At 68.3% G+C, this 26,978-nt stretch carries 28 protein-coding genes and 1 tRNA gene; 9 read left to right on the plus strand and 20 right to left on the minus strand.

The window, feature by feature from the left end; all coding sequences use genetic code 11:
• Nucleotides 1-65 precede the first annotated feature (65 nt).
• A tRNA-Ile gene (locus ACFP1K_RS21200) sits at nt 66-142 on the plus strand.
• Between the two features lie 140 nt (nt 143-282).
• Here ACFP1K_RS21200 and ACFP1K_RS21205 read toward each other — a convergent pair.
• From ACFP1K_RS21205 to ACFP1K_RS21285, 17 genes are all read right to left on the minus strand, one after another.
• Nucleotides 283-1,698, minus strand: a complete 1,416-nt coding sequence (locus tag ACFP1K_RS21205) for a tyrosine-type recombinase/integrase (protein ID WP_380755955.1) — start codon at nt 1,696-1,698, stop codon at nt 283-285.
• Complete coding sequence (locus ACFP1K_RS21210) at nt 1,698-1,892, minus strand: helix-turn-helix transcriptional regulator (RefSeq protein WP_380755957.1); 195 nt, start codon at nt 1,890-1,892, stop codon at nt 1,698-1,700. The genes ACFP1K_RS21205 and ACFP1K_RS21210 overlap by 1 nt, the downstream gene beginning before the upstream one ends.
• A gap of 29 nt (nt 1,893-1,921) precedes the next feature.
• Complete coding sequence (locus ACFP1K_RS21215) at nt 1,922-3,403, minus strand: YfjI family protein (RefSeq protein ID WP_380755959.1); 1,482 nt, start codon at nt 3,401-3,403, stop codon at nt 1,922-1,924.
• Nucleotides 3,400-4,371: a bifunctional DNA primase/polymerase gene (locus tag ACFP1K_RS21220; RefSeq protein ID WP_380755961.1), complete on the minus strand. Its 972-nt coding sequence runs from the start codon at nt 4,369-4,371 to the stop codon at nt 3,400-3,402. The genes ACFP1K_RS21215 and ACFP1K_RS21220 overlap by 4 nt, the downstream gene beginning before the upstream one ends.
• A gap of 114 nt (nt 4,372-4,485) precedes the next feature.
• Nucleotides 4,486-6,378, minus strand: a complete 1,893-nt coding sequence (locus ACFP1K_RS21225; protein WP_380755963.1) for a DNA polymerase — start codon at nt 6,376-6,378, stop codon at nt 4,486-4,488.
• Nucleotides 6,375-6,641, minus strand: coding sequence for a hypothetical protein (locus ACFP1K_RS21230; protein ID WP_380755965.1), 267 nt, complete (start codon nt 6,639-6,641; stop codon nt 6,375-6,377). The genes ACFP1K_RS21225 and ACFP1K_RS21230 overlap by 4 nt, the downstream gene beginning before the upstream one ends.
• 87 nt (nt 6,642-6,728) lie before the next feature.
• Entirely contained in the window at nt 6,729-7,229 is a 501-nt protein-coding gene (locus tag ACFP1K_RS21235; protein WP_380755967.1) for a single-stranded DNA-binding protein, read from the minus strand.
• Nucleotides 7,230-7,255: 26 nt separating this feature from the next.
• Nucleotides 7,256-7,492, minus strand: a complete 237-nt coding sequence (locus ACFP1K_RS21240) for a hypothetical protein (protein ID WP_380755969.1) — start codon at nt 7,490-7,492, stop codon at nt 7,256-7,258.
• 32 nt (nt 7,493-7,524) lie between these two features.
• Nucleotides 7,525-7,824, minus strand: coding sequence for a hypothetical protein (locus ACFP1K_RS21245; protein ID WP_380755971.1), 300 nt, complete (start codon nt 7,822-7,824; stop codon nt 7,525-7,527).
• A gap of 26 nt (nt 7,825-7,850) precedes the next feature.
• Nucleotides 7,851-8,078 (minus strand): hypothetical protein, encoded by a 228-nt coding sequence (locus ACFP1K_RS21250; RefSeq protein WP_380755973.1) that lies wholly within the window; start codon nt 8,076-8,078, stop codon nt 7,851-7,853.
• A gap of 139 nt (nt 8,079-8,217) precedes the next feature.
• Nucleotides 8,218-10,503 carry a cell division protein FtsK gene (locus ACFP1K_RS21255; protein WP_380755975.1) on the minus strand — a complete coding sequence of 762 codons (2,286 nt, stop codon included), beginning with the start codon at nt 10,501-10,503 and terminating at the stop codon, nt 8,218-8,220.
• A 149-nt stretch (nt 10,504-10,652) separates the two neighbouring features.
• Nucleotides 10,653-11,732, minus strand: a complete 1,080-nt coding sequence (locus ACFP1K_RS21260) for a DUF2637 domain-containing protein (RefSeq protein ID WP_380755977.1) — start codon at nt 11,730-11,732, stop codon at nt 10,653-10,655.
• On the minus strand, nt 11,729-12,109 hold the full coding sequence (locus ACFP1K_RS21265) for an RRQRL motif-containing zinc-binding protein (RefSeq protein ID WP_380755979.1): 381 nt from the start codon (nt 12,107-12,109) through the stop codon (nt 11,729-11,731). The genes ACFP1K_RS21260 and ACFP1K_RS21265 overlap by 4 nt, the downstream gene beginning before the upstream one ends.
• The gene (locus ACFP1K_RS21270; protein WP_380755981.1) at nt 12,106-12,501 is read right to left on the minus strand and encodes a RapZ C-terminal domain-containing protein; all 396 of its coding nucleotides are present in this window, start codon (nt 12,499-12,501) and stop codon (nt 12,106-12,108) included. Before ACFP1K_RS21270 ends, ACFP1K_RS21265 begins: the two co-directional genes overlap by 4 nt.
• Nucleotides 12,404-13,291 carry a DUF4097 family beta strand repeat-containing protein gene (locus ACFP1K_RS21275; RefSeq protein ID WP_380755983.1) on the minus strand — a complete coding sequence of 296 codons (888 nt, stop codon included), beginning with the start codon at nt 13,289-13,291 and terminating at the stop codon, nt 12,404-12,406. The genes ACFP1K_RS21270 and ACFP1K_RS21275 overlap by 98 nt, the downstream gene beginning before the upstream one ends.
• Nucleotides 13,291-13,830, minus strand: coding sequence for a WhiB family transcriptional regulator (locus tag ACFP1K_RS21280; protein ID WP_380755985.1), 540 nt, complete (start codon nt 13,828-13,830; stop codon nt 13,291-13,293). Before ACFP1K_RS21280 ends, ACFP1K_RS21275 begins: the two co-directional genes overlap by 1 nt.
• A 98-nt stretch (nt 13,831-13,928) precedes the next feature.
• Nucleotides 13,929-14,096 carry a hypothetical protein gene (locus ACFP1K_RS21285; protein WP_380755987.1) on the minus strand — a complete coding sequence of 56 codons (168 nt, stop codon included), beginning with the start codon at nt 14,094-14,096 and terminating at the stop codon, nt 13,929-13,931.
• 216 nt (nt 14,097-14,312) lie between these two features.
• Between ACFP1K_RS21285 and ACFP1K_RS21290 the strand changes: the two genes are divergently transcribed.
• The 5 genes from ACFP1K_RS21290 to ACFP1K_RS21310 all read left to right on the plus strand — a co-directional run bounded on the left by ACFP1K_RS21290 (nt 14,313) and on the right by ACFP1K_RS21310 (nt 19,624).
• A complete protein-coding gene (locus tag ACFP1K_RS21290; protein ID WP_380756088.1) occupies nt 14,313-14,636 on the plus strand; it encodes a GntR family transcriptional regulator in 324 nt (107 codons plus the stop codon).
• Nucleotides 14,637-14,823: 187 nt separating this feature from the next.
• Nucleotides 14,824-16,491, plus strand: a complete 1,668-nt coding sequence (locus ACFP1K_RS21295; RefSeq protein WP_380755989.1) for a hypothetical protein — start codon at nt 14,824-14,826, stop codon at nt 16,489-16,491.
• Nucleotides 16,492-16,533: 42 nt separating this feature from the next.
• Nucleotides 16,534-17,550: an asparaginase gene (locus ACFP1K_RS21300; protein WP_380755991.1), complete on the plus strand. Its 1,017-nt coding sequence runs from the start codon at nt 16,534-16,536 to the stop codon at nt 17,548-17,550.
• A 40-nt stretch (nt 17,551-17,590) separates the two neighbouring features.
• Nucleotides 17,591-18,061, plus strand: coding sequence for a PPC domain-containing DNA-binding protein (locus tag ACFP1K_RS21305; RefSeq protein ID WP_380755993.1), 471 nt, complete (start codon nt 17,591-17,593; stop codon nt 18,059-18,061).
• 1,167 nt (nt 18,062-19,228) lie between these two features.
• Nucleotides 19,229-19,624 carry a hypothetical protein gene (locus ACFP1K_RS21310; RefSeq protein WP_380755996.1) on the plus strand — a complete coding sequence of 132 codons (396 nt, stop codon included), beginning with the start codon at nt 19,229-19,231 and terminating at the stop codon, nt 19,622-19,624.
• A 539-nt stretch (nt 19,625-20,163) separates the two neighbouring features.
• Here ACFP1K_RS21310 and ACFP1K_RS21315 read toward each other — a convergent pair.
• Nucleotides 20,164-21,069 carry a DUF4142 domain-containing protein gene (locus ACFP1K_RS21315; RefSeq protein WP_380755998.1) on the minus strand — a complete coding sequence of 302 codons (906 nt, stop codon included), beginning with the start codon at nt 21,067-21,069 and terminating at the stop codon, nt 20,164-20,166.
• A gap of 500 nt (nt 21,070-21,569) precedes the next feature.
• On the opposite strand from ACFP1K_RS21315, the gene ACFP1K_RS21320 reads away from it, so the two are divergent.
• Entirely contained in the window at nt 21,570-22,637 is a 1,068-nt protein-coding gene (locus ACFP1K_RS21320; RefSeq protein WP_380756000.1) for a hypothetical protein, read from the plus strand.
• Between the two features lie 377 nt (nt 22,638-23,014).
• The gene (locus ACFP1K_RS21325) at nt 23,015-23,914 is read left to right on the plus strand and encodes a hypothetical protein (RefSeq protein ID WP_380756002.1); all 900 of its coding nucleotides are present in this window, start codon (nt 23,015-23,017) and stop codon (nt 23,912-23,914) included.
• A gap of 63 nt (nt 23,915-23,977) precedes the next feature.
• On the opposite strand, the gene ACFP1K_RS21330 is transcribed toward ACFP1K_RS21325, so the two are convergent.
• On the minus strand, nt 23,978-24,106 hold the full coding sequence (locus tag ACFP1K_RS21330) for a response regulator transcription factor (RefSeq protein ID WP_380756090.1): 129 nt from the start codon (nt 24,104-24,106) through the stop codon (nt 23,978-23,980).
• Between ACFP1K_RS21330 and ACFP1K_RS21335 the strand changes: the two genes are divergently transcribed.
• Complete coding sequence (locus ACFP1K_RS21335; RefSeq protein ID WP_380756004.1) at nt 24,066-25,115, plus strand: family 1 glycosylhydrolase; 1,050 nt, start codon at nt 24,066-24,068, stop codon at nt 25,113-25,115. The two genes, ACFP1K_RS21330 and ACFP1K_RS21335, sit on opposite strands and share 41 nt — an antisense overlap.
• 52 nt (nt 25,116-25,167) lie before the next feature.
• Here ACFP1K_RS21335 and ACFP1K_RS21340 read toward each other — a convergent pair whose 3' ends face one another.
• Nucleotides 25,168-26,859 (minus strand): cellulose binding domain-containing protein, encoded by a 1,692-nt coding sequence (locus ACFP1K_RS21340; protein ID WP_380756006.1) that lies wholly within the window; start codon nt 26,857-26,859, stop codon nt 25,168-25,170.
• Between the last annotated feature and the right edge of the window lie 119 nt (nt 26,860-26,978).

Consider the following 26,978-nt stretch of genomic DNA (forward strand, 5'->3'; position numbering starts at 1 on the left):
CCCCACCCAAAGTGACCAACTCCCCCGCCCCCCACCCCCCAAGATGTGAGAGACTCCAAGCTTGCGGGGCGGTAGCTCAGCCGGTCAGAGCAGCGGACTCATAATCCGTAGGTCGTGGGTTCAAGTCCCACCCGCCCTACCACCGCCGACCATCAAAAAGAGCCCTTGACCAGCGCGTATGCCGGTCGAGGGCCCTCTTGCTATGTGCGGTGGTGTGCGGCTAGCGGCGGTCGTCTGCGGTTGATCGTGCCGGATACGTGCCCAAGTTTTCGAGAGTCGGAATCACTGCCGGTCGTCCTTAAGCGCCTCGGCGATCCGGCGCTTGGCGACCTCGTCTTGGCCGACGATGCACTTGGCGTAGATCTTGAGCAGGACGTCCACGCTGTGGCCGGCCCACTCAGCTACCTGTGTAGGCGGTACTCCCGCGTTGAGCCACGTGGACACACAGGCGTGGCGGAGATCGTAAACCCTCTTTGCCAGCGGTGATGCGATCTCCTCCCGCGTGAAGGCAGCCTGCCGGGCCTTGGCCCAAACCCGCCGGTAGGTGATGCCGGGCAGCTCTCCCCCGCGCACGCCGGAGAACAACCGGCCATCGGCGGCCTTGCCGTACGGCGCGGCCAGGTGCGCACGGAGAATCCGGACCAGTGCAGGCGGGACGGGCACGGGGCGGGCGTGACCATCCGCGCGGTGCTTGAGCGAGCGTTCCTCGCGGAGCGTCCCGCCATCAGTCCACTCCCGTCCGGCGAACGGGGCCGCCTTGGCGAAGTGCAGCTCTCCCCACTCCTCCGGCTCCTCCCATTCGCCGGTCTCCTCGTTGAGGACCAGGGGCGGAAGGGTGACGTTGTGGTCCCGCAGGCTAACGACTTCCTCGGGGCGAAGTCCCGCGTAGTATATCAGCGCGAAGAATGCCACCAGGCGCTTGCCACTCGGTTTCTGAGCCTCTACCGCAGCCAGTAGGGCACGGGCTTGGCCGTGGTTGAGGACGCTCCGGCGATCCACCTCGTGGCTGGTTTTTGGCGTCTTCCATTTGATGCCCTTGAGCGAATTGTCCGGAAGTAGTTTCAGCTCGACGGCGTAATCAAGGGCGTTTTGTAGGATCGTTTTGTGCCGGAGAACGGTACTCGTGGCCGCCCGCTTACCGTCCAGGCGGGAGGTGGCTGTGTCGATCAGGGCTCTTACGAGAGCGGGATCATCGGCCAGCGCAGCAACGGGCTTGGTGTTCGTTGACAGCCAGCGAAGCGCGTCAGCCACGCTCCCGCGTGCCTCGTCCCGCTGTTTGGTGTTGAAGCCCCAACGGCGCAGGGCCGTGCGGGTGAGGACGTCATCAGGCTTGTCTCGCTCGCTTGCGAACATGGCGGGGGTGGCGGCGGTGAGCGCCCGTGCGATGTCTTGACGGTACTTCGCTGAAGCGTCTTTCCATTTCATGTCCACGAACATGCAGGCGAAGCCATACCAGCTCATGTCAGGGCGTTCCGCCCGGTGCCACGAGATCGGCTCTCCGGTGAGCAGGCTGAACGCCTCGCCCTTCCGCGCGGCGGCCTGAATTTCTCCCCGGTAGGTGTCGGCCTGAGCCGCATTGCGAAATGGCTTCTTCCATGTCTTGTTTCCGACTTTCCACCGCACGTAATAGGTTGTGGATTTCTTGCCCTTGTAGACGTCGGTCTTGTAAACGCGAACGTCGTAGGTGATGTCTTTCATCAGGCGGCGTCCTCCAGGGCGGTGAGCCACTGTTCGAAGTCGGTGCGGCGGATGCGGAGGTCGCCGTTGGGCAGCTTGAGGCAGCGTGGGGCGCGCCCCTTGGCGCGCCATTCGTAGAAGGTGCGTCGGCTGATCTGGAGTTCTTCGCAGAATTCGGCGAGGGTGAGCGTTCCTCGCGGCTTGGCTGTGGTCATAGGCGGGTGTCTCCCTTGCCTCTCGGCGGTCAGGCGGCGGGTTGGCAGAGATCGGGGTGAACCGCGTAGCGGGGTGATGGATTACCGCGGATTCCAAACGGTTCGGGCTCACGGCGAATCCAACCGAGGTGTTCCAGCAGTTCGAAGGCGGGTTCCAGGTCGGCGGCCTTCTTAAAGCGGCGTTGCAACGCGCGATGTGCGTCACGGCGGGTGAAGCGTTCGGGCCGTGCGCGAGTCAGCCATTCGTGGACGACGCGGGCGGCTTCCTGATCGGGGTCGGCGCCCATGGCGTCGAAGGCAGCGAGGGCGTGGCCGGTGAAGTATTCGCCCAGCTCTATGGCGGCGGCCATGGTGGTGTCGGCGATGGGGCGGCGCCATCCGTCTTCTATGTGGCTGACCAGGTGCAGGAGTCCGGAGAGGCGGGCTACGGCGCCGTCGAATTTGGCGGCCCAGTCGGCGATGTGACTGAGGTCGCCGGTGTTGGGTCGTAGCCGGGGTTCGGTGCGGCGGCGTTGGGCGGCGAACAGTTCGGCGGCCTCTGGGGAGAGGATGAGCCGGGCGGGGTCCTCCCAGCCGTGCATGCTGAGCACGAGGCTTTCCAGGTTGGCGGTGTAGGTGGCCGACACGATGTCGGGGATGGGGTCGGGTTCGGTGTTTCGGTATCCGACGTTGGAGGCGGGGAGGCTGTAGAGGATTCGGCCGAGTAGTCCTTTGCCGCGGAAGCCGGGCGATTTGGCGATTTCGGTGATGATCTCGGGTTGGACGGCGAGTCCAAGGGTGAGGGCGGGGTTGTCGATGCGTTCGCGGCGGTCGCGACGGTCCACGATGAGCAGGTCTCCGGCGTGGCCTTTGAGGAACAGGTCCAGGTTGGGGGTGCCGGAGTAGCGGCCGGCGAGGGTGGCGAAGATGCCGCCCTCGGCGCTGAGCACGGCGAGGCGTCCGCCTTGTTCGGCGAGAAGGGTTGTGGCGGTTTCGGGGGTGGCGTCGTCGCTGACGAGTCGTGGGAGTACGGGGACGGTGATGTCTTCCTCGGCCAGGGCGGCGCTTTGTGCTGCGGCCAGTGCGTCTGGGAGGGTCTCTCCGCGGGCGGTGGTGGCTTTGATGGCCGCTTTCTCGGCAGCCTCGTGGGCGACCTTCTGTGCAATTTTGGCTTCGGTGATCTGGGGCTTGATGCGTTCTTGGAGGATCGCCTCGGCGCCGAGCAATGGGGTGACGATCGCGCGGAATACCGGGCTTTTGCGGGAGCCGGGCGGCATGGCCGCGACGGTGTAGATGTTGACCGGTTCGGTCCAGGTGCCGCGCACGCACACGATGGCGCGTCCGCCGGCGGCGGTGGAGATGGCGGCCAGTGCGATGCAGCCGGCCAGGTCGGGAGGGGTTTGGGTTTCCTCGGCCAGCGCGGTCACGAAGTCGGCGAGCCAGCCGGGGAAGACGTGGGCGGGGAAGGTCGGGAGTTGGGCGCGTTGGCCGATCGGTACCGGCGTTTCCCAGGTGTGCGGGTCGGCGTTCATCGCGCCCTCAGGTGAGAGGGGTGCGCGGGCAGGGCGTTGATTCCGGCGTTGATACCGGCAGTGATGACGGCGCGGATCTCGCTGGGTGAGTCGGGGTCGCCGGCGGCATAGGCGGTTTCGGCGGCGGCCTGGAGTCCTTGTTCGGCCAGGTGGCGGGGCAGGGCGCCGCTGGCGATGAGCTTGCCGAGTTTCCAGGCGGCGAGGTTGAGCGCGGGATTGCGGGTGCCGGGGCGGGCGGTGGCGACGCGGTCGATCTCACCACGTAAGGCAGCCTCGCCGTAGCGGGTGAGCCGGTGGGCGGGCAGGGTAGCGAGGAAATCACCGGTGCTGAGGGCCGTGGGCTCGGGTAGCGCGGTGAGGCGGTCGGCGAGCCAGCCGGGCAGAGGCGCGGCGGGGGCCGGGTTGGTGACGGTGTAGCTGCCGGCGCCATCCGGTAGAGCCACGTAGCTGCCGGGACCGACGACGTAGCCGCCGGATGCACGGGTGTCGATGAGCCAGCCCAGGCCGCGGCCTTTGTCACCGGCGGTGTTGCCGAGGGGGTGGCCGGGCGGGATGGCGTAGTACAGATGGGTTCCCCCGCGGCGAGTGGTGACGGTGAAGGTGTCGGGCGGCATCGACTGTCCGGCTTGCCGGCAGAGCGCTGCCAGGACATCGGCGCCGTTGGTGATGCCGGGCAGGTCCCAGCGAGGCGGCGGCGTCTGGTCGGGCTTGGGCTGGTCGAGGTCGATGACGATGAGAGCGGACGGGCCGGTGGCGATGCCGATGTTGTAGGGGGCGCGTGCCCAGGTGGCGGTGATGGTCTCGGGGTCGGTGGTGGCGGTGGCCTCCCATGCGCGGGTGTTTTTGAGCGGGTACTTGCCGCGTGGGGTGATCGGGAAGACGTGCCAGCCGCGGGCGGCGGCGGCCAGCGCGTAGGCGGCGAGGTAGGCCCGCGCGTCCCGCGGTGTGGCGAGGTGGGCGGCGGTCATCGATTCCTCCTGTGAGACGGCGCGCAGGGCGAACGGGTGTGCCGTGGGGGCCGGTCCCCCTCTTGGTGGCCTAGGCGTGTGGGCTGGTAGGCCACCAAGAGGGGGATGGCGAGGTCAGGCGGCCCGCTGATCCGCTGTGGCGAGGTGCACGGTGGGGGCGGTGGTGGCTTCGGGGAGGTGGCCCCAGTGGGTGCCGAGGATCTCGGCGTCGGCCAGGATCGGCACGCCGCGGAACGTCGTGGTCATGGCCTCTTGCAGTGCGGTGCGCAGGCGTTCGGCGTCGCCGGCGGGGGCTTGGATGATGACCTCGTCGTGGACGAACAGCCACAGCTTGGCCTGTGGATGGCGGGTGGCGAAGGTGTAGACGGCGGCCAGCAGCAGGTCACGGGCGGTGGATTGGACCATGTAGTTGCCGTTGGCGTAGCCGCGGGCGGGGTCGGCGGAAATGTGGCGTCCGCTGGGGGTGACCACCGTCTTGGCGGTGGCGAGCTGGGCGGTGTAGGCGATGACGGCGGGGTAGGTGGTCCGCCATCGGGCGATGACCTGCCGTGCTACGTCGGTGGTGACGCCGGTCTGTTCGGCGAGGGCGCCGGCGCCGCCGCCGTACAGGGTGCCGAAGGTGCATCGCTTGGACAGGGTGCGCTGTGCGGAGGTGAAGCCGGGACCGTACATCAGGGCGGCGGTGGCGTCGTGGATGTCGGTCCCTGAGGCGATGACCTGTTTCAAGGTGGGGTCGTCGGACAGGGCTGCGGCCACGCGGACCTCTACTTGGGAGAAGTCGCAGGAGATGAGCACGTGTCCGGGGTCGGCGGCAAAACAGCGTCGTAGCCGCGGGTCGTGTTTCTTGAGGGTTTGCAGGGCGGGGCCGGTGATGGACATGCGGGCGGTCTTGGCGCGCAGAGTGTTGATCTGCGGATGGACGCGTCCGGCGGGGTCGGCGGCCTTAAGGAAGGACTTGAGGTTGGCGATCAGGTTGGAGGTGCCCGCCATGACCAGCCGCGCGGTGATTAGTTCGGCCACCGAGGCGGGCAGCGCCGCGGAGTGGTGTTCGGTCAGGGCGGTGAGGGCGTCGGCGGTGATCTGGAGACGGCCGGTCGGCGTTCGGGGCAGGTCGGTGATGTGCGCGGTGGTGAGCTGGGTGTCCAGCCAGGCGGCGAAGCGTGGCGAGGCGCCGGGGAAGCCGAGCGCGGCGGTGATCCGGGCGTTGGCGGCGGCGTGCTCGCCCTGGATCTCGGCGAGTAAGCGGGTGGTGTAGGGGCGATCGAGTTGCAGGCCGCGGATGGTGATGGCGGTGGCGCGGGCGGCGAGCCACTGTTCCATGCGCACCAGGTGGGTGAAGGCGCGGCAGTGTGCCAGCAGCGCCGGGAGCAACCTCCGGGCGTAGATGGCGTCGAGTCCGGCGTAGACCAGGTATGCCTCGTCATCGGTGGGGAGGTGGTTCCAGCCCCAGGTGAGCCAGGCGTTGCCGGCGCGGTGCCCGGTGGGGGCGGTGGCGCGCATCCGGGCGTGGAGCGCGGCCTCGGCGTCGCGCAGGCCGTTGTCGAGGTGGCGGGCGGTCAGTTCCTTGAGCCCGTGGCCGGCGCGTTCGTCGGGGTCGATCAGCTTGGAGATCAGGTGGGTGTCGATGACGCGCTGTCCGATGGCGATGCCGAACACCGCCCAGACGGCGAGCGGGTCGTAGTTGGTGTGGGTGACGAACCGCCGGGCGGGGTCGGCGAGCGTGGCGCAGATCGCGGCGTGCTGTGCCGGGTCGGTGGGGTCCAGGACCCATGCCTCGGCGGGGCCGGCGAACTGGACGAGTCGCACGGTGAAGCCGGGGGCGAACTGGCGGGCGCTCTTGTCGTCTATCGCGCTGGTCTCCACGTCCAGCCCCAGAACTTCCTCGCTCGCGGCGAAGGCGGCGAACGCGTGGGGGTCGAAGCCGGCGGGGGTGTGAACGGTCATGGTGTGCTCGCCGTGGCGGCGCATGTAGCTGGCCGGTAGGCCGGTTCGGGTGGTGGTGGTCATCGGGTCTCCTGCGGGTGGCAGCGTGGGCAGGTCCACAGCACGGGCGCCGAGGCCGGGAGGACTTCCGGCAGGTGGCACCTGTGGCAGGCAGGAGGGTGAGGGCGGGGCAGGGCCGTGGCCAGCCACAGGTAGCCGTCACCGACGAGGGCGGCGTCACTGGCGGCGGGGTCGGCGCCGATGGAGGTCACGCCCGATATCGGGGTGCCGGTGTCCAGGTCGGCGACGAACAGGGCTGACTGTTCAGCGGTGGAGGGGTGTGCCATGACGGGCTGTCTCCCTTCGTGGGCGCCTCGGGGTGGCGGAGCGGTGAGGTGCCACCCCGAGGCGCGTTCAGGGGCGGGGCGGGCGGGTTAGAAGGGCGGTTCGTCGTTGCCGTGCCAGGTGCCGCCGGGTGCGGCTCCCGCCGGGGAGGGGGCGGGGGTGGACGGGGTCCACGGGTCGTCGTTCGCCGCCGGCGTGCTGCCGCCGCGGGTGCCGTTGCCGGTGCGGGTGGTCTTGACGGGCTTGGCGGTGGCGAAGCGCAGGGAGGGGCCGATCTCGTCCACGGTCAGCTCCATGACGGTGCGCTTGTCGCCCTCGCGGGTCTCGTAGTCGCGCTGGGACAGCCGGCCGGTGACGATGACGCGGGTGCCGCGGGTGAGGGACTCGGCGACGTGGTCGGCCAGCTCTCGCCATGCCGAGCAGCGCATGAACAGGGTGGTGCCGTCGTCCCACGCGCCGGTCTGGCGGTTGAAGGTGCGCGGGGTCGAGGCGACGGTGAAGCCCGCCACGGCCAGGCCGCTTGTGGTGTAGCGCAGTTCGGGGTCGGCGGTGAGGTTGCCGATGACGGTGATGGTGGTCTCGCCGGACATGGGCGGGTTCCTTTCGGTGATCAGGGTCAGCGGACGTTGAGCAGGCGGGCACCGGTGCGGGGCCGGCGTCCGGTGCCCGCGCAGGTGGGGCAGCAGGCGTCGGAGTGGGCGAACACTCGGCTCAGGCGGTAGCCGGTGCCGCGGCACGGGCGGCAGCGGACCTCGGGGCTGCGGGTCAGCGCGTAGCGGTAGCCGATGACGGCAAGCGCGACGCCCGGCGGCAGGGCGAACAGGGCGATGGTGATGGTGGTCTCGCCGGACATGAGCGGCCTTCCTTCCATCAGGGCAGGGGGTGTCAGGGCGTGGGGGTGAGCAGTGCGGCCAGGTGGGCGCCGGTGGCGGTCACGAACGCGTAGCCGTCGCAGGTGGGGCGCATCCGGTCCAGGCGGATGCGGCAGGTGGTGCCGCGCATGTCTCGCGGGTTGCCGCGCGAGGGGTCGTCCACCACGCGCTGAACGTCGTGGGAGTTGGTCAGGATGGTGCAGATGGCGTGCTGTCCGTCGATCGCGGTGACCAGAACGGTGCGGCCCATCGCGCTCTGGTCGGCCCAGATGCTTCCGGGGGTGACGTCGTAGAGGGCGTGAATCTTGCGCATGCCGGGGCGTCCTTTCGGTGAGAGGGTCAGCGGGTGCCGTCGCGGTGCAGGCGGCGGGCGTAGACGTACAGGCGCCAGCCGATGCGGGGGCGCATGCCGGTGCCGTCGCAGGCGCGGCAGGTGCGGCGGCGCTTGGCCGCGGACGCGGAGCCGCATCGCCGGCAGGTGCCCCACGGGGAGGCGTAGCAGAAGCCGATGTAACCGAGCGTGATGGCGGGTAGGCAGAGGACTAGCAGGGCGATGAGGGGTCCCACGGGGGCCTCCAGAGCGGTTTGCGAGGTTCTCGCAGGTGGAGCGCTAGACGCTAGTTCGCTGGTAGATCGGCGGATGGGGCGCTAGCGGGGGTGCTAGGTCTAGCGGGGGAAGGTGCTAGACCTAGCACCGGTTCGCGGGTCAGGCGGCGCCGCCGGACCTCTTCTTTCCGTCACGTTCGGTGATGGCTGCGGTGATGTCGTCGCGGGTGATGCCGCGCCGGTTGGCGCCCTTGCCGCCGCCCTCGGGGGTGCCCCACACCTGACCAGTGCGCACGCCGTAGGGCTTGAGCGCGGTGGTGAGCTGGGCGGCGCGGGCGTCGGCCTCCAGCTCCATCCACGGCCCGTATGCCTCGGGCCGAAGCTCGGCGAGCCGGGCCACGACGACCTCGTTCCACACCTTGGCCTCGGATGCGGCGACTACGGCGAGGATGTCGGCGAGCAGGTCGTGAGCCGGGGCGGTGGGGGCGGGGGTCTCGCCGAGGGCGTGACCGGACAGCGTGCCGCGGGCCTGACGTAGGGCGTGGGCGCGGTCGGCGATCTTCTGGGTGGCGGGGGTGTTGAGATAGGCCGACTTGACGACCTTGGGCATCGGGGTGGCGCCGACCAGGTAGCCGGTACCGGCGTCGCCGCCCTTGTCCGGCGGGCCGGGCACGAACAACGTCGCCCGGATGCCGTTCTGGTAGGACGAGGTGCCAAGGATCATGTCGTTTTCGAGCTGTCCGGCGACGCGCAGACAGAACCGGATGGTCACGTTCGCGCTGATGCCGGTGGGCAGGCTCCGCTTGTCGGGGCGCTGGGTGGCCAGGATCAGCACCACGCCGAGGGCGCGGCCGAGTTTGATGATGAACTCGGCATCCTCGCCGGCCTTGGCGCCGTACTCCTCATGGGCGAACAGGTTCTGACACTCGTCGAAGATGGCCACCAGCGGATGCAGGCCAAGGGCGCGCTTGTCGGCGATCTGCCGGGTCACCTTCTTGTCCGGGCACAGGTCCGGCGGCAGCGTCTTGATCGCGGCGGCGCGGCGCATGACCTCCTTGCGCAGCAGAGCGAGGGAGTCGGCGGCGTAGGCGATGGAGGGGTCATCGATGCCGGAGACGAACCGGTGGGCGTTCTGCTCGTGGACGTCGAGGTCGCCGGTGCCCTTAAGTTCGTGAATCCACAGCTCGACCGAGGGGTCCAGTGCCGCCCCCGAGGCCAGCACGCGCACCGATGCGGTCTTGCCCTGGCCGGGCTGGGAGCCGATCAGGATGTTCTGCTCGATGATCGGCACGGTGATCGGGCGGCCTCGGGGGTCGGCGCCGAACGGGATGCCGCGGAACACATCGTGCGAGCCGGCCTTGACCAGCGGCGACCTGACCACGGTCTTGGACAGGTCCTTGTCACCGACCCACAGGATCAGCCGGCCCTCGTGAATGGTCGAGTCGCCCTCGGGCCAGATCGAGCCGAGGGGGCGCCGCAGCGCCGAGGCCATCCGGTCCCGCTTGTCGAGGATGTCGCCCACCGTCACGCCGTAGGGCAGGTCGATGTCGGCACGCCAGCCGGGGCCGTCCCGCATGATCGGCGAGACGAACCGGATGGCGTCCCTGGGGTTCTTCGACATGGCCTGATTGATGCCGGCGATACCCAGGACCGTGATGGCACGGATCACGATGTCGCTGGTGAGTTTCTCCACCGAGGATGGGATGACCGCGCGGTCGATCAGCGGCCGGTCGGCGGGCCTGCCGACCACGCCGAGAACGGCCAGGGCGACGGCCAGCGCGCCCCATTGCGCGGTGGTGGGCGCCGCGGCGACCACGATGCCCACGATCAGCAGCGTCACCAGCACGCCGAGGGCGGCCGGGACACGCAGCCGGACACGGGCGTCCCGCTGACGGGACAGCTTGAGGTAGTTCTCCGGGTCGGCCTTCTGGACCGCAGCTACCCGTACCGGCTCGCCCTCCAAATCGAAGGTCCACCTGACCATTCCGCCCACCAGACGGGCGAACCCGCGGGGGGAGCGGACGGCCATCCGCCCGGCGTACAACGGGGTCCGGGTCACCTGGTAACCGGCGACGTGCGCGTAATGCACACCGACCCAGCGAAGGATGTGGACGGCCTCAGTCCGCGAACGCAGCCACAGCGGGACGATCGGCCGGCGGGTCCGGGCCTTCTCCTCCAAGTCGGTCAGCCAGTCACGGCGCTCCCCGCCGGGCTGGTCAACCCGGACGACGTCGCCTTCCAACAGCGGTCCGTCCGCGCGCGGTGCGGTGGCCGGTCCAGTGTGCGCGGTGGTGTCGGCGGCAGGCGGGTAGGGGTGGCGTCCGGCGCGGACGGTGTCGAGGTGGACGACCTCGGCGTCCTTGCCGCCGGCGTCGTCCGCGGTCTGTATCTCGTCTGTGGTCCGGTCGGGGGCGTGGTCGTCGCGAGGGTCGAGCGGGTTGCTCATGGCGGTGTGTCCTTGTCCGATCGAAGCGGGCGGAAGGGGCGGACGGTCCGGCGGTCGGCGTGGCGGTCCGTCCGGTGGTTCACGGCTGTTTCAGGGCGCGGACGGTCCGCGGTCCGGCGTGCGGACCGTCCGCGAGGGGTGGGAGTGGGTTAGTGGTCGTCCTCGGTGAGGGCGGCGGGTACGGTCTGACCGGTCTCGGCGGGGTCGGTCGGTGCTTCGGTCTTGAGCCGAACCAGCAGCGCCGAGGCGCGGTCGGAGGAGATGGACTGTCCGGTCTGGCGGATGGCGGACAGCAGCCGGTCACGGGTGAGGGCGAGCCCTTGGGCGTCCAGGTCGGCGGAGACCTTCCACCCCAGCGGCATCAGTTCGTCCACGTCCGGCGGTGCGGTGCGCTTGGTCGTCCGGGCGGTGGTCTTGCGCTTGCCGCCTGCCTCGGCGGCGGCGGTCCGTTTGCGCGGTGCGGCGGTCAGTGCCGGACGGGCCGGTGCGGTCGGCGCCAGGGTGGCGGGCGGAGGTGTGACCTGTTCGGCGGTGATCTGAAGCGGGGCCGGCGCGCCGGCGGAGGCGAGTTCGCCGAGGCGGTAGAGCGCGCGTTCGCGGCGGGTGGCCTTGAACCGCCACAGGCGCCCGTAGTGGTCTTGCAGGTCGGTCTTGGCCAGGATGCGGTCACGCTCGCGGGTTAGGGCGTCGGGGTAGCTGCGGATCTCCCACAGCACCATGCGGCGCCACAGGGTGAACGTGGGGAGCGGGGCCAGCAGCCAGCGAGAGCGGCGGATGCCGTCCATCCGGTCGGGCTTGACCAGGTCGGCGCGCTTGCGGATGACGTGCGCGCCGACTTCCACGGCCACGACCCACAGCAGCGGCAGCACCGCGTGAGCCACCACGGCGAACCAGTCGATCCGGGGTGCGGCCAGGTAGGCGGCGATGTTGAGGTAGACCGTTGCCGCGGTCAGTGCCCAGGGGATGAACCGCAGCCAGCGCAGCCGCATCCCCAGGCGGGCGAGCACGATGTCCAGCGCGGAGAACACCGCGATACCCAGGTCGATGCCGAGGGGGACGGTCCAGGCGAACCAGCCGAACGAGGGGGCGGCCACCTTGGCGACACGCTCGAAGCTGTTGACGAACCCCAGCAGGCCGAGCACGCCGGTAACCGCGGCGGTCACCGCGACGGCGGTGTGCTCGCCCTCGCTCAACGGGCGGGGGCTGTTGACGGTGTCGGTGGTGGTCATGCGGCACGCTCCTCGGCACAGTTCAGGCACACGCCGAGGTGGCGCGGCAGCACGTAACCGGCGTCGATGTGGCAGAGCGGGCAGGTACGGCGTGCGGCGTTCGCCTTGTCCAGCGCGGCGCGCTGCCGAGTGGTGGCGGTGCGCTTGGGCAGAGCGAAACGGATGTCGTAGAGGTAGGCGGCGCGAACGCCAGGGGCGCCGTGCCGGCGCGAACGCCACAGCACTTGAGCCTGTACGCCCTGCCCGCCGGGGCGAAGCCCTTCGGCGGTGAGCTGCCGGCGGGTGAGCAGGTGCGGCGGGGCCATCCGCCACGGGTAGGTGGGAATGCCGTACCGGGTGCCGGCGGGGTCCCAGAAGGCGGCGCGGATGCGGCTCATCGGTGGTGTCCCTTCGACAGCACGGGCTTGGTGATGTCGCGGTGCTCCACTTCGGCGCCGAAGCCGACGCTGTGCAGCCGGACGGCCAGGGCGACGGCCAGCGCCACCGAGCGGTGACGACCGCCCACACAACCGATGGCAACGCGCACCGTCTGCCCCTCGGGCAGGTCGGGCAGGAGGCTGAGCACCAGCATGGCCAGCCCGCGAACGCTCTCGGCGGCGCCCGGGGTGGTCATGACGTGCTCGGCAACGGGCGCGTCTGAGGGAGGGTGATGATCACGGTTCCCTCTCCCTTCACCGGTCGCTGTAGGGGCGGCGGGGACGACGCGGGCGGACAGTGGCCGGCGCCGGGCGTGGGGTGCGCACGTCTCCGCTGATGGAGCGGGCGTCAACGGTGAGCGCGCCGGAGGTGGCCAACTCGGCGGGGGCCTTGACGGTGATGTCTCCGGAGGTCGCCGAGGCGGTCAGGTGGCCGGCGTCGGTGGCGTAGGCGGTGATGTCGCCCGAGACGGTCGTGAGCTGTCCCGTTCCGCCGAAGTCCTCGATGTGGATGTCACCGGAGGTGGTCGAGGCGGTGACGGTCTCGGTGCGCCCGAGGCGGATGTCCCCCGAAACGGTCTGCACGGTCGCGTGATCGGGGTAGTCGGCGCGGATGTCGCCGGAGGTGGTGCGAGCGGTCAGCTTGCCGCAGCCGTCCATGTCCAGGTCACCGGACACCGAGGCGTGGTCAACCCACTCCAGCTCACCACGGACGCTCACCGCGGCGGACTTGCTCCGGACTCGCAGGGCCGAACCGCGAGGGAGACGTACCTCAGCGCGAACGCCGGGCGTCACGTTCATCCCGGACACGGCTCGCCCGCTGATCACGCTGCCGGAGATGTGCATGGTGCCGCCGGTCACGATGACGCCACTGTTGATGTTGCCGGCGATGACCGTACGGCCACCGTTGCCTGTGACGATGGTCATGCCGGGCTGGTCGGGGGTGGGCACGTTGACCGCCACCACACGGGCCTCGGCGGACAGCGTGGCGTCGTCAAGGGCCTCGGCGGGGCCGGTCAGAGTGATCGCGGCGCTGTCGGCGTCGGTGACCTGCACGGTGATCTGACCGTGCGACATGGTCAGATCGAGCACCACGGGGCCGGGCATGGGGGCGGACAGGGCCCGCGTGCTGGTGTGGCTCATCACGCCACCTCGCGCAGCTCAGCCGCGGTGTTGATCTCGGCGACGGTCATGCCAGCCCACACGCCCGAGGTGGGGCGAGCCTTCAGGGCATAGATGCCGCAGACCAGCCGCGCCGGGCACGAAGCGCAGACATCACGGGCGACGGCTTCCCGCGCGGCCTTGTCCTCGGCGGACTCGCCGCCCGCGGGGCCGACGTGCAACTCGGGGTCATAGACACACTCGGCGTTCTCGGTGAGCGTGCCCGGCGCGCCGAGTCCGGCCAGGGCCGAGGGGTGCACGGGGGTGAAGGTTGCGCCATAGTTCCAAGCGGCGGCGCGCGCCAGTGTGACCAACTCGGTGAGGTCGTCGGCGGTGCCACAGATCTTGACCAGACGACCCTCGTACCGCTCAACGACCGCCCATACCGGGTTACCGCTGATGGGGGTCTGCCGGCGAAAGTCGACGGTGACCAGCTCAACGCGGACCATGTGCCGCAGCGACAGGGGCGAGCGGTCAATGACGGTCGGGTGTGCAGTGTCTAAGCGAGCGAGATTTGCCATGATGGCGGTACTCCTCGATGGCTCAGTGGATGGGTTGTGTGGGGAGAGCTGGGGCGGTTCGACTCTTGGCGGGGTGAACCGCCCCAGCGTGTGACTGCTCAGTTCAGGCTGTTGAAGAACTCGTTGAAGGCGTCAGCCATAGTCGTGATTGCGTTCATGGCCGCCTTGGCGGCCATGGCAGCGCCATGCGGGTCGCGGACCAGGTAGAAGACCGCGAAGATCAGCAGCACGGTCGGCAGTACTCGACGGGATCCAAAGGAACGCATGGTTGCTCCTCTCGCGGGGGCTGTGAAGGTGAGGACTGCCACGACCGTCTTAAGTAACCCTGCTGTACTGAGACAGTAGGCCGATGCAAGCGTCATAGTCAACCCGTGTGCCGTAAGACAGTTGGTCGATATGCTGGATCCGTGGCAGACGGAGAGCTGATACGCGGCGGCCAGCACGCGAGCCGAAGGATTGCAGAAGACCTTAAAGAGCAAATTGTGCAGGGCGAAACTTATCCACCAGGGGCGAAGCTTAGGTCGATTCGCGAACTCGCGTCGGACTACGGCGTGGCGCATAACACCGCGCAGGCGGCTGTGCGCCTGCTTCAGTCGATGGGACTTGTAGAGATACGAGTAGGCAGTGGCGCGTACGTCCGAGATCGCCTGTCGGACGCCCCTCTCATCGAAGAACTCCCACACCTGCGTGCCGAACTCGAACAGGTCCGTGAGCAGGTCAGGCAGACCAAACTGGTCCTGGCAAAGACTGAGCAGGCCCTCAATGCAATTGTCGATCGCCTGCCGTCGCAAGTCACGAGAGATTGACGCCTTCGACGTCATCCCGATACCCATTTGCCCACCCCCTCCTTCTGCTGCCAGCAGGCGATTGCCGCGCTGATACAAGGAGACGGCCAGGCGCATAGGCATCTCGATGGCGTCTGGGCTGGCACACAAATGGCAAACCGTCTGGCGACGACAGAGCCGAACGGTTACGGTTGCCGTACTTCGAACGATGTCCGATGCGCCGGCGGGAGGCGTGACGGTGGCCGGTGGCAGGGTGAAGACGCCTAACCTCGTGCTAAGGCGGGTTCGCGAGGAAGAGCGGCATGAGACCCGAGAGGAGTTCGCTCGGGCGCTGGTAGCTGCCGCGGACCTCATCGGGGAGCACGGCCTTGCCTGTGACGCCCGGTTGATCGCCCGTTGGGAGGATGGCGAGGTAGGCCGACCACGCCCCGCGTACCAGAGGGCGCTAGAGGCGCTGACTGGACGCGCGTTCGACACGCTCGGATTCCGTCAGCCAAATGCCATTGAAGTGCCATCGCCTGATGCGCTGGCCCTCGAAAGACTGTCCTTCTACGTGGAGGAGGGGCAGATGTGGGCGAGGCTAGGTCGCAGGACATTCCTTGTGGGAAGTACTGCCGCGCTTCTCGCGCAAGTCGGCCCTCTAGCGGGAGGCACGCCGGCGCTCGGCGAAGTGGCTGACCCCTATGGCTTCACTAGTCTCATGCGGGAACGCTGGCCCGAACTCAAGCTCTCGCGGCCGAGCCCTGACTACGGAGTGGATCTCACTGCTCTCTTCCCCGCCGGGCGGGTGCTGGAGGGCTCATCCCTTCAGATGCAGTTTCATGACGCATCGGTGTCGAACGGGCGAGCCCTCGCGTCGCTGACGAACCTCCCTAGATGGACGCAGTTCTCGCGCACGAGCGGGCGCGCCTTGCTGGTCGGAGCTGATCTCTCCAATGGCGCGCCGCGGTTCTTCGCCCTGGACGCGCGAGAGGCGCGACGACGGCTGTCGAACTCGCCAGACTCCGGTTCTATCGCCATCCCCACCGCCTACGAGCTGGACGACTTCTCCCTTGGCCTGTTGTGGGCATGTGCCAGCCTTGACGGCGGTTTGCAGGCGGATGATCAGGATCTCGCCCTCTCACGCGAGGAACTGTCGGCCTACGAGAAGCTCTCGGCCTCTGCCGTCAGTCGAGAAGCTGCCCCCGAACTGGGGAGCGTGTCTCATATGTGGCTGGGATCAGAGTTCTGTGCCCGTCACATCCTGCGCAATCTGGACGGCTTGCCTGACTTGCCTGTCTTCTGGACGCGCGAGCAGCGGGGGGAAGAAGCGTGCGCGTGGTTGCTGTTCGACCACAAGTACGCCTATCTGCGAGCGGTGCGGTCCCGCACAGGCGAACAAGCCTCGGTGCGCATGTTCTGTATCCCGCGGCAGGCTGTCGACGGCTCTCCGCACTACGAGCGCATCCTCCTCTTCCTCTCCATCGCGCTGATGGAAGCCACTGGCATCCACGTGAAGGTCTGTGACGACCCTTCCTACTCCGGCGTCGAAGGATTCGTTCTAGGCGGTCAGCAAGCGATCATTGCTAACTGGGTCCGTGGCGCTGGCATGTGGCACGTGGATACCACCAATCGCCCGTCCGTACTGCGAGAGTTTCGTGAGGCATCCGGCGAGGTCGGGGCCTACTCTGTGATCGAGAGCCGTGATCCAGCAAGGCGTATGCGGTCGCTGGCCGACTACCTCGCACTTGACTGGGCATGGCTCCAGACTCGCTGCCAGGCGCTGGCACAGGTTGGGAGCGCGAGCTTGCTGCGTCCTCGTAGCCGATTGATCTCGGTGGCTGGCATCGATGTGGCTTGCACGTACATCAATGACCTGGAGCGTGCGGCAGCGTGACTGCCGCTCGTTGACCAGTGAACTTTCGGAAAGGCATCTCGTATGACTGTCTCTACTCGCGTTGCCGTCTTCTCGCTTGGAGGCACCATCGCCATGGCTCCGAGCGCTGGCGGAGGAGTGACTCCGGCGTTGACGGCAGGAGACCTTTTGGCGGCGGTTCCCGGGCTGGAGGCTCTCCATGTGGAGTTGGAGATGCACGACTTTCGGCAGCTCCCAGGGGCGTCTCTGTCGTTCACCGATCTGGTGGAGTTGGCCAGCGCCATTCGACACGCGGTTGATCGCGGGATAGATGGCGTAGTGGTAACTCAAGGCACCGACACCATCGAGGAGACCGCGTATGCGCTTGACCTCATGTACGGCGGACAGCCACCGGTGGTGGTAACAGGAGCCATGCGAAACCCGGCGATGGCGGGAGCCGACGGCCCTGCCAATCTTCTCGCGGCCATCCGTACGGCAGCCAGCGGCGAGGCTCGTGGACTGGGGTGCCTGGTCGTCTTCAATGATCAGGTTCATGCGGCTCGATGGGTACGCAAGACGCACACCAGCAGTCCAGCGGCGTTCGTCTCGCCGAACTATGGGCCGGTGGGACATGTGATTGAAGGTCGGATCAGCGTTCCCCTGCGATTTGACCGCGGACCGGTTGTCACACCTGACCCTCGCAGCGCTGTCCGGGTTGGTCTCCACACCGTGGCGCTGGGCGACGACGGTGGAACCGCTCTCGCAATCGGTGACCGCGCTGACGGGTTGGTGGTGGCCGCGATGGGGGTCGGGCACGTGCCGGCGGACATGGTCCCGGCACTCTCCGAACTCGCGGAGAGGATCCCTGTCGTACTGGCCTCCCGCATTGGCGCAGGCCCTGTCCACGAGAGCACGTACGGGTTCAACGGCTCAGAGCGCGACCTGTTGGCGCGCGGCTTGATCAGTTCCGGTTACCTGGATGCTCTCAAGGCGCGGGTACTGCTGCACCTGATGCTCGCATCGAGCGAGACTAGAACCCAGATCACAGAGACTTTCGCACTCGCCAGTGGCCGCAGCAAAAGCCCCGTACGTCTCCCCTAGGCCGCCCCCGAACTCCTGCGTACGAATCGAGCAACCGAGCATGCGAGCCCATGAACTCACCGTTGGACGCACCTTCGGCGTGACCTTCGACCATGGCGACGACTACATGAGCGCTCTCGCCGACTTCTGCCGAGAGAACGGGGTCCGACAAGGTTACATCCCGATGTTTCTTGCGGGATTTGCCGAGGCCGAGATCGTAGGAACCTGCGAGAAGCTGGCAAACCCTGACGCTCCTGTGTGGTCGAAGGTCCACCTGACGAATGCCGAAGCATTCGGATGCGGAACCATAGCGGCAGACACGGAGACAGGCGGGATCCTGCCACACATCCATACCACGCTCGGGCTCAAGGAGCGGTCAGCCATTGGCCACACGAGTCACTTGCTGTCCGCGAAGGTGCAATTCCTAACCGAGATGCTCGTGGTCGAGGTACTGTCACCAGTCATGACACGCCCCAGAATGCCCGAACTCTACGATGTGCCGTTGCTGACCTTCGGCAAGCCGACAGCCTGACGCCCATTAAATATTCCTTTTCCTTATCGCGAGACTCATGTATCTATCGAGCAATGCGATGCATTCACGATCCGGGAATTCCTCTGCCGTAGCAGTGGATCCGTGAGCCAGACCATTTCGAGCCGTGGCAAGGCGTCGGAAAATTTCAGAGTCCGCCGTAGCCGTATCTCGCGAGAGGTTGATCGCCATGAGCACGAACCGGAACATGAGGTTGCGTTCTGGTGAATCTGGATTAGCTGCCGGCCACATTAGCTGACCAATTGGGAGGCCAGTCTCTTCGGACAGAAGTGCGCCTACCAGTTCGCGCAACCACGATCCGGCGCCCCTCCCATGTCCGACACCGACTCTCGACCTCCGCGCCCCCATCTTGCCCCTCTCCGCGCCGCATCCCATTGACAACCGTGACAGCGTTGACAGGCAGCGAGTTCATGCAGGTCAGTTGCCGTTACCCAGCACACCGACACAGGTTGACAGGCCGTGACAGGCGGTGACAGCTTGCCGAGGCACCGCCAAGCTGTCACCGCTGTCATTTCCTGTCACGCTGGCCGGTGACGCCCTCGGTCGCACCCTGATCTGCGGATACCGCCTCTCCTACCGACCTTGTCAACGCTGTCACCGCTACCCCTCCTGAGCCACGTGACGAAGCCGAGAGTCGCATCTAACGTAAGTCTGTGCGGCTTCCCTGGCTCGAACAGCTCCGTGCTTGGCATAAGGCCAAACTTGCCGAGATCGACGCGAACCCTTACTACGTTCGCCCTGCTCGGAAGCGACCTCGCTTCCGACGTTCAAGCCTTGTGGTTTTCGTCGGCGTGGCTTACGTGTGTTGGCTTCCTGGGGCTTCCAACTGGCTAAAGGCTCTGACGATTTGGGCTTCTACCTCGCTCCCGTCAGCATCGGAGGCTTGGGTGGCCCCGCCAGCGGCGAGCCCCGTGAGGAGCGCGGCAGGCCACGTGGAGCCGTCCGCTAAGAGAGGCGATGCTCGGCGAGCCCGCAGCCTGCTGTGTTGCGCGCGACAACAACTCTGAAACCTCACCCTCCCGGTCATTGCCGCCCGTACCGCCCCCTCCTGATCCTGACGGTATGCCTCCTGATCCACGAGATATAACCCCACAGGGCCTCCCGGTTGGGTGGTCCGAGGTTTCCGCGTTCAAGGATGCGGACACTGGGTTGGGCGGCTGCGGCTTCCTGTTCATCCTCCTTTTCGCCATCGTTCCCATCATCGGCTCCTGCATCGCCCAAATGGCATCGGAGAAGGCGCGCATGGAGCCAGCACCTCCGGCGCCGGAGATGACGCTGGCCGCCACCTTCCGGCCCGGCGACACCATAAGGATCTACGTCGCCCCATTGGACCCGGTCGTCGTCTGGAGGCGGGGGACCGGAGGGATCCCGGACTGCGACATGCCCGGCGGCCGCGTCAGCCTCAATATTTACAACGAAGCGGGGCACGAGGTGATCGACGGTGTGAAATGGGAAACCGTCCTGACCGCTGAAGCGGATACGGCAGGCTTCTACGAGCTGACCTGCTCCAACGACCAGAGCGACCTCGTCCTCGGGGTGAATTAGGTTCGTCAGGCTCGAACAGCATGCACGGCGCCGGGTCGTCCGGTCCTAGCGGAGATGCTGGCTCGGGGTGGTCTTCGGCCGGGCAGGGCGGCAACTCCACCAGCTCCCGGACGCGGCCGTCCCAGTGGTGGTGGCGTGGGCTGTTCCAAATAGGATGGGACCCAGGTAACGGGGCTCCAGAGAAGCCCTGAAACTTGATCGTGCCGAATGGGTGCCCAAATCAGTCTTCGCCAAAGGCGCGGCCAGGAGTTTGCGCATGTCAGCGGCATAGTTCTCTGTTGTTGCAGCCTTGACTCATAATCCGTAGGTCGTGGGTTCAAGTCCCACCCGCCCTACCACCCTTGACCACTCGAAAGAGCCCCTGGCCAGTGCTTATGCCGCCAGGGGCTCTTCTGTTCTGTCCGGATGTCCTTCGCCACGATGTGGCCCGGTGGCCGGGCGTCACCCGGTCGCGCCCCGGTGGCCACCTCCCGGCCCGTCGCTTCGTGGCTCAGCAGCGACCGGACGCCGGGAAGGTGGCGTACCCGATGGCGTCGAGGTCACTGGCCGTCGGTGGAATGGTGGCCTTCCTTCTCATCGAGCAGCGAGGTCGCGGGTGGGGCGCTCGGCACGGGTTCTCCCGAGGGAACCGTCGAAGGGACCGCGCTCACCGTCGGGGCGGGGGGCAGGGCGTGGTCGCCGGCCAAGCCCGTGCCCTCCAGCAGGCCCATGTGAGTGTTCACGAACTTCGCCGCGCTCTCGGCGAAGCCGCGGATCAGCGTGTTGCGGGTGGAGGCCCGGACCGCGCCGATGGCGGGAAAGATCTTCCCGTGCGCCATACGCAGACGCATGACGGCCGTCTCGTCGTAAGCGAGCCCCTTCTTGGCGGAGATCTCGGCCATCCATCCCTTCTGGTCCTCGTTGGGCTCATCGGGCAGCGGCACGCGCAGTCGCGCCGCCACCTCCCGGACCTCGGCGTCCAGAAGTTCGTGCTGCCGGGCGATCTCCCCGAGGTTCTTCCTGGTGACGGCCCGGAAGCCGCGTCGCGCGGCCTGCCTACCCGTCGGGATCTCCCAGAGGCCGGCCAGACGTACTTTGACCACCAGATCACGGTCCGCCGGACTCAGCGGGCCCCACGGCGTCGAGATCGTCGCCGGTGCCGCCGCGTCCTGGGACGCCGTCGGATCCGCCGGAGCGGCCCCGTCCGCGGGGGGCGCGCCGTCCTGCGGCGGCGCCACGTCCCCGGGTACCTGCGCCGGAGAGTCGGAGGCCTCAGGCTCGGCGTCGGAAGCCTGCAGCGACGCGATGATCCGTGGCACCAGTTCCTCCGCCGGTAAGGCGCTCGGCACCGGCTCGGCGGCGGCCGCGTCCGGCTTGCCGGAGTCGCCGGAGCAGGCCGTGGTGGTCTGAAGCACGATGAGGCTGAGAGCCACGGTGGCGACCGAGGCGATACGTGCGCGTCGCATCTCTGCCCGATCCCTTCTTGCCTGGGGAAATCGCGACCCGTCGCCACTACGGCGGCGGCCGCTCGTCTGGAGCTACGGGCAGCTCACGTGACCAGTTCGACGGTATTGGAACGAATTTCTGGTCAGCTGCGTGCCGAACCGCCGGGCGGTCCCTGACCCATCGGCGACGGCGTACACGATGATGTTGTCGCGTCGAGGACGCCGCCGCAGGTGATCAGGGGCAGGCTTGGACGGCCGGCGTGGGAATCGAGACACGCGGCGGCGCGGCGGCGCAGGTGGAGCGGCGTGACATCCAGCCCACCTCCTCCCCCGCCGTCTCCGCCGTTCCGGGTGGTGGCCGATGAGCACCGACCGGGTATGCGGCGCGTGTGGTGCGTGGCTGTCGGCCGCCCCGCACGAGGAGCCACGCCTACGCGTATAGACCCGTGCGCCGCCGGCATGTCAACTTTTCCGGTGAATGGCGCGTCTCACTCTTTATGGGAGTTTTGATTCGCGGCACCGTGGCAGCCGTCGCCTTTTCCGTCATCGCGGGGCCGGCCGCCGCCGGCGCGGTGGCGCCCGCCGCCGGGGCGGTGGCGCCGGCCGGTGAGTGGAGTGTCGTCCGTGACGACCGCCGCGACTCCTACGACGCGGTGACGGTGACGCCGGGCGGGGGGGTCTGGGTCGCCGGGACGAGGCGCCCGGGTCGTGGATCGGCAGGCGCCGAGTCGCTCCTGTTGAAGGGCGGCCGGTCCACCTTCAAGCGGGTCACCGGGCCGGGCTTCCGGGTGAAGCGGCTGGCGTCGGCGTCCGACACCAGGGTCTGGGCGTTCGGCGCGTCGCGATACGCCCGGTGGGACGGCAAGCGCTGGCAGGTCAAGCGGTGGCTCCACGGCCGGGTGGATCGGGCGTACTCCATCGGCGCCAACCTGTGGGTCATCGAGAACTCCAACACGTTCCCGACGGCCGGTAAGGCCGGGTGGAAGGCGCGGTCCACGCTGCGGCGCCTGTCCGGATCGGCGTGGCGCAAGGTCCCCACGCCGATCGTGGTCAAAGGGCTCGACGGCCGGTGGGCGGCGGGCTCGGCGCGAGGCAAGGCGGCGCTGGCCCGCTGGTCCGGCACGGCCTGGCACAGGTTCCCGCTTCCGGCGATCCCGTCCGCGCACCCGGGCCAGATCTCGGAGCTGACGGATATCGCGGTCGACGGTGAGACCGGCCGGATGATGGCCGTCGGCTGGGCCGCCTGGCCGTGCGGCGGCGCGAAGTTCTGCGGTGAGACCTTGCTGCTGGCCGGCTATCCCGCCAGCTGGAACTTCGAGGTCCGCGGTGAACTGGGTATCCAGCCGCGCGCCCAGGCGGAACCCGACGGCAGAGGCGGCGCCTGGATCGTCTACAACGCCAAGGGCGGAGGCAGCGGATATCTGCACATCCGCACCGACACCGTCGAGTCGGGCACCTTTCCGGCCCCGCCGAACCGGAACGCGTCCGTCCGTGGCCTCGCTGTCCAGCTGGAGAGCGGCGGTGCCATCTGGGCCGTCGGCGCGGCACCTTCTGGCCGCAACGGTCTGATCTGGGCCAACCTCCCCTGACACAAGGGTAGGTCCGCACGGTCGCGGGTCGCGGCGGTCGCCGGAAAGGGCTGATCGGAAAGCCCTTAGGACCCGCCCGCGACCGCGACCCCGGCGGCCGGTCACGTCCCCGTCGGGTGACGTGGATCCGGCTGCGGACGGCGCGTCGTGTTCGACGCTATGGGCGGGATGTGATCCGGCCTCCTCCGGTTCGGCTCCTGGGCGGGTCTGAGTCGTTACCGTTACGCGCGCAGTCATCTGACGCATGGCTCCACGAGCGTCATCGCACACCTTGGCAGGTGGCAGCCCTGGTGGACAGGGGCGGGGAACGCGATGGTCGCACGTGAAGGAGAAACGGCAGTGGACACAACCATGCGCTCGTACATACACGCGGAGTCGTGGCGGTCAGGGAAAGCCGGTCCGCACGCTTACGCCGCCTCGTCACGCGACCACTGGTCGTCGCGGTTCTCGTGCTCTCGGCCGCGGCGTTTCCGGCGAGTGCGGGTGCGACGTCCCCTCCCGATCCTGGCCGGAGCGCGGACCCGGCGGCCGGGGGGCAGGGCGATCCGGCGGCGCAGGAGCGGGCGATCGCCCAGAAGGCTGCCGAGAACGTCCCCGGTGACAAGGTGGAGGCCTGGGCTCAGGCCCGCGGCGCGCTGGGTGCCTCCGTCGACGACGCTGGGCACTACACGGTCACCTTCCCCGCGACCTCGGCGAAGAGCAGCCTGGCACAGCTGGACGCATCGGACCTGGACGTGCCGATGACCGTGAAGCGCAGCACCCTGACCAAGGCCGACATCGACGCGACGGCGGCCAAGCTGCGTGAGTTCGCGGCCCGGCACCCCGGCCACTCGTTCGGTTTCTGGTACGACGCCGGGCAGGACGCGACCCTCGTCGGCGGCGACCTCACCGACGAACTGGCCGCCGAGCTGCGCACCTTCGCCGGCAAGGTCGTCGTCGACGCCGACCCCGAGGCCGGCGCGGGCCGCCACTCCTGTAGCCGGTACAACGACTGCAACCCGCACGACGGAGGCGCCTCCATCGAGAGCAACGGCATCGGATGCACGAGCGGTGTCGCCATGGTGGACTCCAGTGGCCACGACTACCAGGTCACCGCGGGGCACTGCTTCCCGCGGGGTTACCATCTCGCGTCCGGTCCGTACTACTACGGCTCCGTCACCATCTGTACTTCGTCAACATCAGCAACGGCAGAGCGCACGTCGTCGGTGTGTACATCGGCCACACCTGCGCGAACGGCTCCTGCATGTACTACGCGGAGAGATACGGCAACATCGTGACCGCCTTCAGCGGCACCATCAAGCTGGGCTGATCCCATCCTGGCGACCGCCGCCGACGACGCGTCATCCCGGCTCCGGGTCGTCGGCGGCGAAGGCGTGGAGCTGGGCCCGGGTGGAGACGCCCAGTTTGGGGAAGATCCGGTACAGGTGGGTGCTGACCGTGCGGTGCGACAGGAACAGCCACTCGCCGATCTCCTTGTTCGTTCAGCAGGTTCAGCCGCTCGGTGGGCAGGTGTCCTGGTCACGGTTGCAGCCGAGCGGGCGCGGTGAGCTGGACCCGGAGTCGGTGCGCTTCTACCGGGACCTGCTGGGCGGGCTGCGTGCCCGTGGCGTCGAGCCGTTCGTCAGCCTCCACCACCGGGACCTGCCGGCCGCGCTGGAGGCCGATGGCGGCTGGGCCGAGCGTGGGACCGCCGCCCTGTTCGCCGGCTACGCCCGCCGTACGGTCGGCGCGCTGGGCGACCTCGCGACCCACTGGATCACCCTGAGCGAGCCGTGGTGCCCGGCCTTTCTCGCGCACGGGCACGGCACGCACGCCCCGCGCCGCACGGACCTGAACGCCGCCGTCGCCACCGCGCACCACCTGTGCCTGGCGCACGGCCTGGCCACGATCGCCATCCGTGAGGCCGCCCCGAGGGCCCGGGTGGGCATCACCAATCGGGTCACCGACATCGTCGCCGCCTGCGACTCCGCCGCCGACCGGGCGGCGGCGGGCCGGCTGGACGCCATCGTCAACCGGCTCTTCCTCGACCCGATCTACCACGGCCGCCACGGCTCCGAGGTGCTGGACTGCGTGGAGCCCTTGGGCCTGTGGGCGCTGGTGCGTACCGTCGACCTGGAGATCATCAGCGCTCCGACCGACTTCGCCGGGATCCGTCGGAGCGAGCGGATGATCGCCTATCACGATCCGGCCGCGCCGTTCGAGGCAGGTCAGCACCCCGCGAGGACGGCCGGCCGGCCGGCGCCGTCCGACCCGCTGCACGAGGTGCTGACGCGCGTCGCGACCGAGTACACGCGACTGCCGCTGTACGTGACCGAGAGCGACGCGGACCATCCGGACGAGGCCGCGCCCCTGCGGGACGAGGAGCGCGTCGACCACCGCACACGGGAACGCGTCCCCACGCTCAGCGCGCTCTGGTACCGCGACCTCGTCGTCGCGCACGGCGCCGTCTCCGAGATGGACTCCGTACCCGCGGCTTGAGAGGAGAGAACGCGTCGCGGCTCGAAGGCGGCCGGGGGTGTTGGCTTGCCGGTCAGACCACGGTGCTGGGGACGCCGTTGAGGGTGAAGGCGGTGGGTTCGGCGGTGTTGCCGGTGTGGGTGGCCTGGAAGCCGATTTCGACGGTGGCGCCGGGGGCCAGGGTGCCGTTGAAGCTGACGTTGCGGGCGCTGACCTGGCCGCTGGAGGGTGAGTAGGTGGCGTTCCAGCCTGAGGTGATGGACTGGCCGGAGGGGAGGGTGAAGGCGAGGGTCCAGCCGTTGATGGTCGAGGTGCCGGTGTTGGTGATGCTGATGCTGGCGGTGAAGCCGCTGTTCCAGGGGTTCATCGTGTAGGCGACCCGGCTCGAACCCGTCCCGCCGCTGGGGGTGGGGGTGGGAGTGACGGTCGGGGTGACGGTGGGGGTGGGTGAGGGGGTTCCGCCGCCCACGCTGGTCACGAAGGTCGTCATGCTCCGGGCGGGGAGCGTGGCGGTGATGGAGCCGTTCGACACGCTGGTCGCTCCCTGGGGCGCGACGTTCCTGCTGGCGTCGGTCAGCCAGGACGAGGCACTGGATATGGCGCTGTTCGCCACGGTGAACTGCTGGCTCACCGCGGCGGTCCCCTTGTTGATGGCGACGATCACGATCGTGTTGCCGCTCCGGTACGCCGAGACGTAGACGTTCGTCGCCGGGTTCGCCGTCGCGCCGATCCGCACATAACCGGGGCGGACGAATCTGGCGAACTGCGCCATGGTGGCGCCGCGCTTGCTGAGCTGGCCGTCCTCCCGCATGGGGCCGTAGCTGCGCCGGATGTACCACCAGATGTACGCCTGGAACTCGGCGTCCACCATGGCGCGGTGGATGTGCTCCCCCACGTCGAGCGCCTGGGGCCACAGGTCCGCCGAATCGGTGCTGTTGGGGTAGTAGACCTCGGTCATCCAGAGTTCTTTGCCCGCGCCCCGCTGCTGGAAGAGGGGATAGGGGAAGTTCGCGTAGGACGTGCCGTAGAGGTGAGCCCCGATGATGTCCACGTTGGCGAGCGCCGCGGAGTCGTTGAGGATCGGGTCCGACATGTTCTTCAGGTACTGGAAGGACTCGGGCGCGATGACCCTGGTGCCGATCGAGCCGGCGTTCTCCCGCAGGAACTTGACCATTTCGGCGGGAGTCCACCACGTCCACTCCGACGCGTAATCGGGCTCGTTCTGCACCGATATGCCGTACAGGTTCACCCCGTTGTTCCGCATGTGAGTGTTGAAGGCGTCCAGGTGCTGGGCGTATGCGCCGTACGAACTGGCCCTGAGGCGTCTCGCGTTGGTCTGGCTGCCGCGGACGAAGGTCTCGGTCATGCTGGAGGGAGGATTCCACGGCGACGCGATGACGGTCGCCCCGAGTTCTACCGCGCGCTTGGCCGTCGCCAGATCACGGCTCCAGTCCGCCTGGTTCTCGTAGACGGGGATCCTCAGCACGGAGAACCCGAGCCGGCCCTCACCGGTGCCGAACGCCGTGTCCCGCTGGGCGGACGTCAGGTCGCCGATCCAGCCGGCGTGGGCCATGCCGCCGAAGCCCCGGATCGTCTGCCGCTGCGTCGACGGATCGATGACCGCCGTCGCCGCCGCGGCCTCCTGGGCCCCGACGACCGCCGTCGCGGCCGCGAGCACCGGCAGGGCTCCCAGCGTCGTCAGGACGTTTCTCCGGCTCAGCACTCGTCGCTCGCCGCTCAGGGGCTCGTTCTGATCTTGCGTCATTTCTCTTCCTCTATGAACCTTGGTTATGTTAGCGCTAACAATCTCGGCTCTTGATCGACTCCTGTGTTCGTCGGCGTTGACATCGCCCCGTATGGACCGGCACGCGGGTGCGACGGGGA

This window comes from Sphaerisporangium aureirubrum (genome assembly GCF_042658925.1).
GTDB lineage: Bacteria > Actinomycetota > Actinomycetes > Streptosporangiales > Streptosporangiaceae > Sphaerisporangium > Sphaerisporangium aureirubrum.

Coding starts and splice junctions, on each gene's coding strand:
- ACFP1K_RS21305 (WP_380755993.1), top strand. CDS start 17,591: ATGCGAGCCCATGAACTCACCGTTGGACGCACCTTCGGCGTGACCTTC.
- ACFP1K_RS21260 (WP_380755977.1), bottom strand. CDS start 11,732: ATGACCACCACCGACACCGTCAACAGCCCCCGCCCGTTGAGCGAGGGC.
- ACFP1K_RS21240 (WP_380755969.1), bottom strand. CDS start 7,492: ATGTCCGGCGAGACCACCATCACCATCGCCCTGTTCGCCCTGCCGCCG.
- ACFP1K_RS21315 (WP_380755998.1), bottom strand. CDS start 21,069: ATGCGACGCGCACGTATCGCCTCGGTCGCCACCGTGGCTCTCAGCCTC.
- ACFP1K_RS21295 (WP_380755989.1), top strand. CDS start 14,824: ATGTCCGATGCGCCGGCGGGAGGCGTGACGGTGGCCGGTGGCAGGGTG.
- ACFP1K_RS21210 (WP_380755957.1), bottom strand. CDS start 1,892: ATGACCACAGCCAAGCCGCGAGGAACGCTCACCCTCGCCGAATTCTGC.
- ACFP1K_RS21300 (WP_380755991.1), top strand. CDS start 16,534: ATGACTGTCTCTACTCGCGTTGCCGTCTTCTCGCTTGGAGGCACCATC.
- ACFP1K_RS21280 (WP_380755985.1), bottom strand. CDS start 13,830: ATGGCAAATCTCGCTCGCTTAGACACTGCACACCCGACCGTCATTGAC.
- ACFP1K_RS21245 (WP_380755971.1), bottom strand. CDS start 7,824: ATGCGCAAGATTCACGCCCTCTACGACGTCACCCCCGGAAGCATCTGG.
- ACFP1K_RS21275 (WP_380755983.1), bottom strand. CDS start 13,291: ATGAGCCACACCAGCACGCGGGCCCTGTCCGCCCCCATGCCCGGCCCC.
- ACFP1K_RS21265 (WP_380755979.1), bottom strand. CDS start 12,109: ATGAGCCGCATCCGCGCCGCCTTCTGGGACCCCGCCGGCACCCGGTAC.
- ACFP1K_RS21220 (WP_380755961.1), bottom strand. CDS start 4,371: ATGACCGCCGCCCACCTCGCCACACCGCGGGACGCGCGGGCCTACCTC.
- ACFP1K_RS21205 (WP_380755955.1), bottom strand. CDS start 1,698: ATGAAAGACATCACCTACGACGTTCGCGTTTACAAGACCGACGTCTAC.
- ACFP1K_RS21285 (WP_380755987.1), bottom strand. CDS start 14,096: ATGCGTTCCTTTGGATCCCGTCGAGTACTGCCGACCGTGCTGCTGATC.
- ACFP1K_RS21230 (WP_380755965.1), bottom strand. CDS start 6,641: ATGGCACACCCCTCCACCGCTGAACAGTCAGCCCTGTTCGTCGCCGAC.
- ACFP1K_RS21215 (WP_380755959.1), bottom strand. CDS start 3,403: ATGAACGCCGACCCGCACACCTGGGAAACGCCGGTACCGATCGGCCAA.
- ACFP1K_RS21255 (WP_380755975.1), bottom strand. CDS start 10,503: ATGAGCAACCCGCTCGACCCTCGCGACGACCACGCCCCCGACCGGACC.
- ACFP1K_RS21225 (WP_380755963.1), bottom strand. CDS start 6,378: ATGACCACCACCACCCGAACCGGCCTACCGGCCAGCTACATGCGCCGC.
- ACFP1K_RS21340 (WP_380756006.1), bottom strand. CDS start 26,859: ATGACGCAAGATCAGAACGAGCCCCTGAGCGGCGAGCGACGAGTGCTG.
- ACFP1K_RS21235 (WP_380755967.1), bottom strand. CDS start 7,229: ATGTCCGGCGAGACCACCATCACCGTCATCGGCAACCTCACCGCCGAC.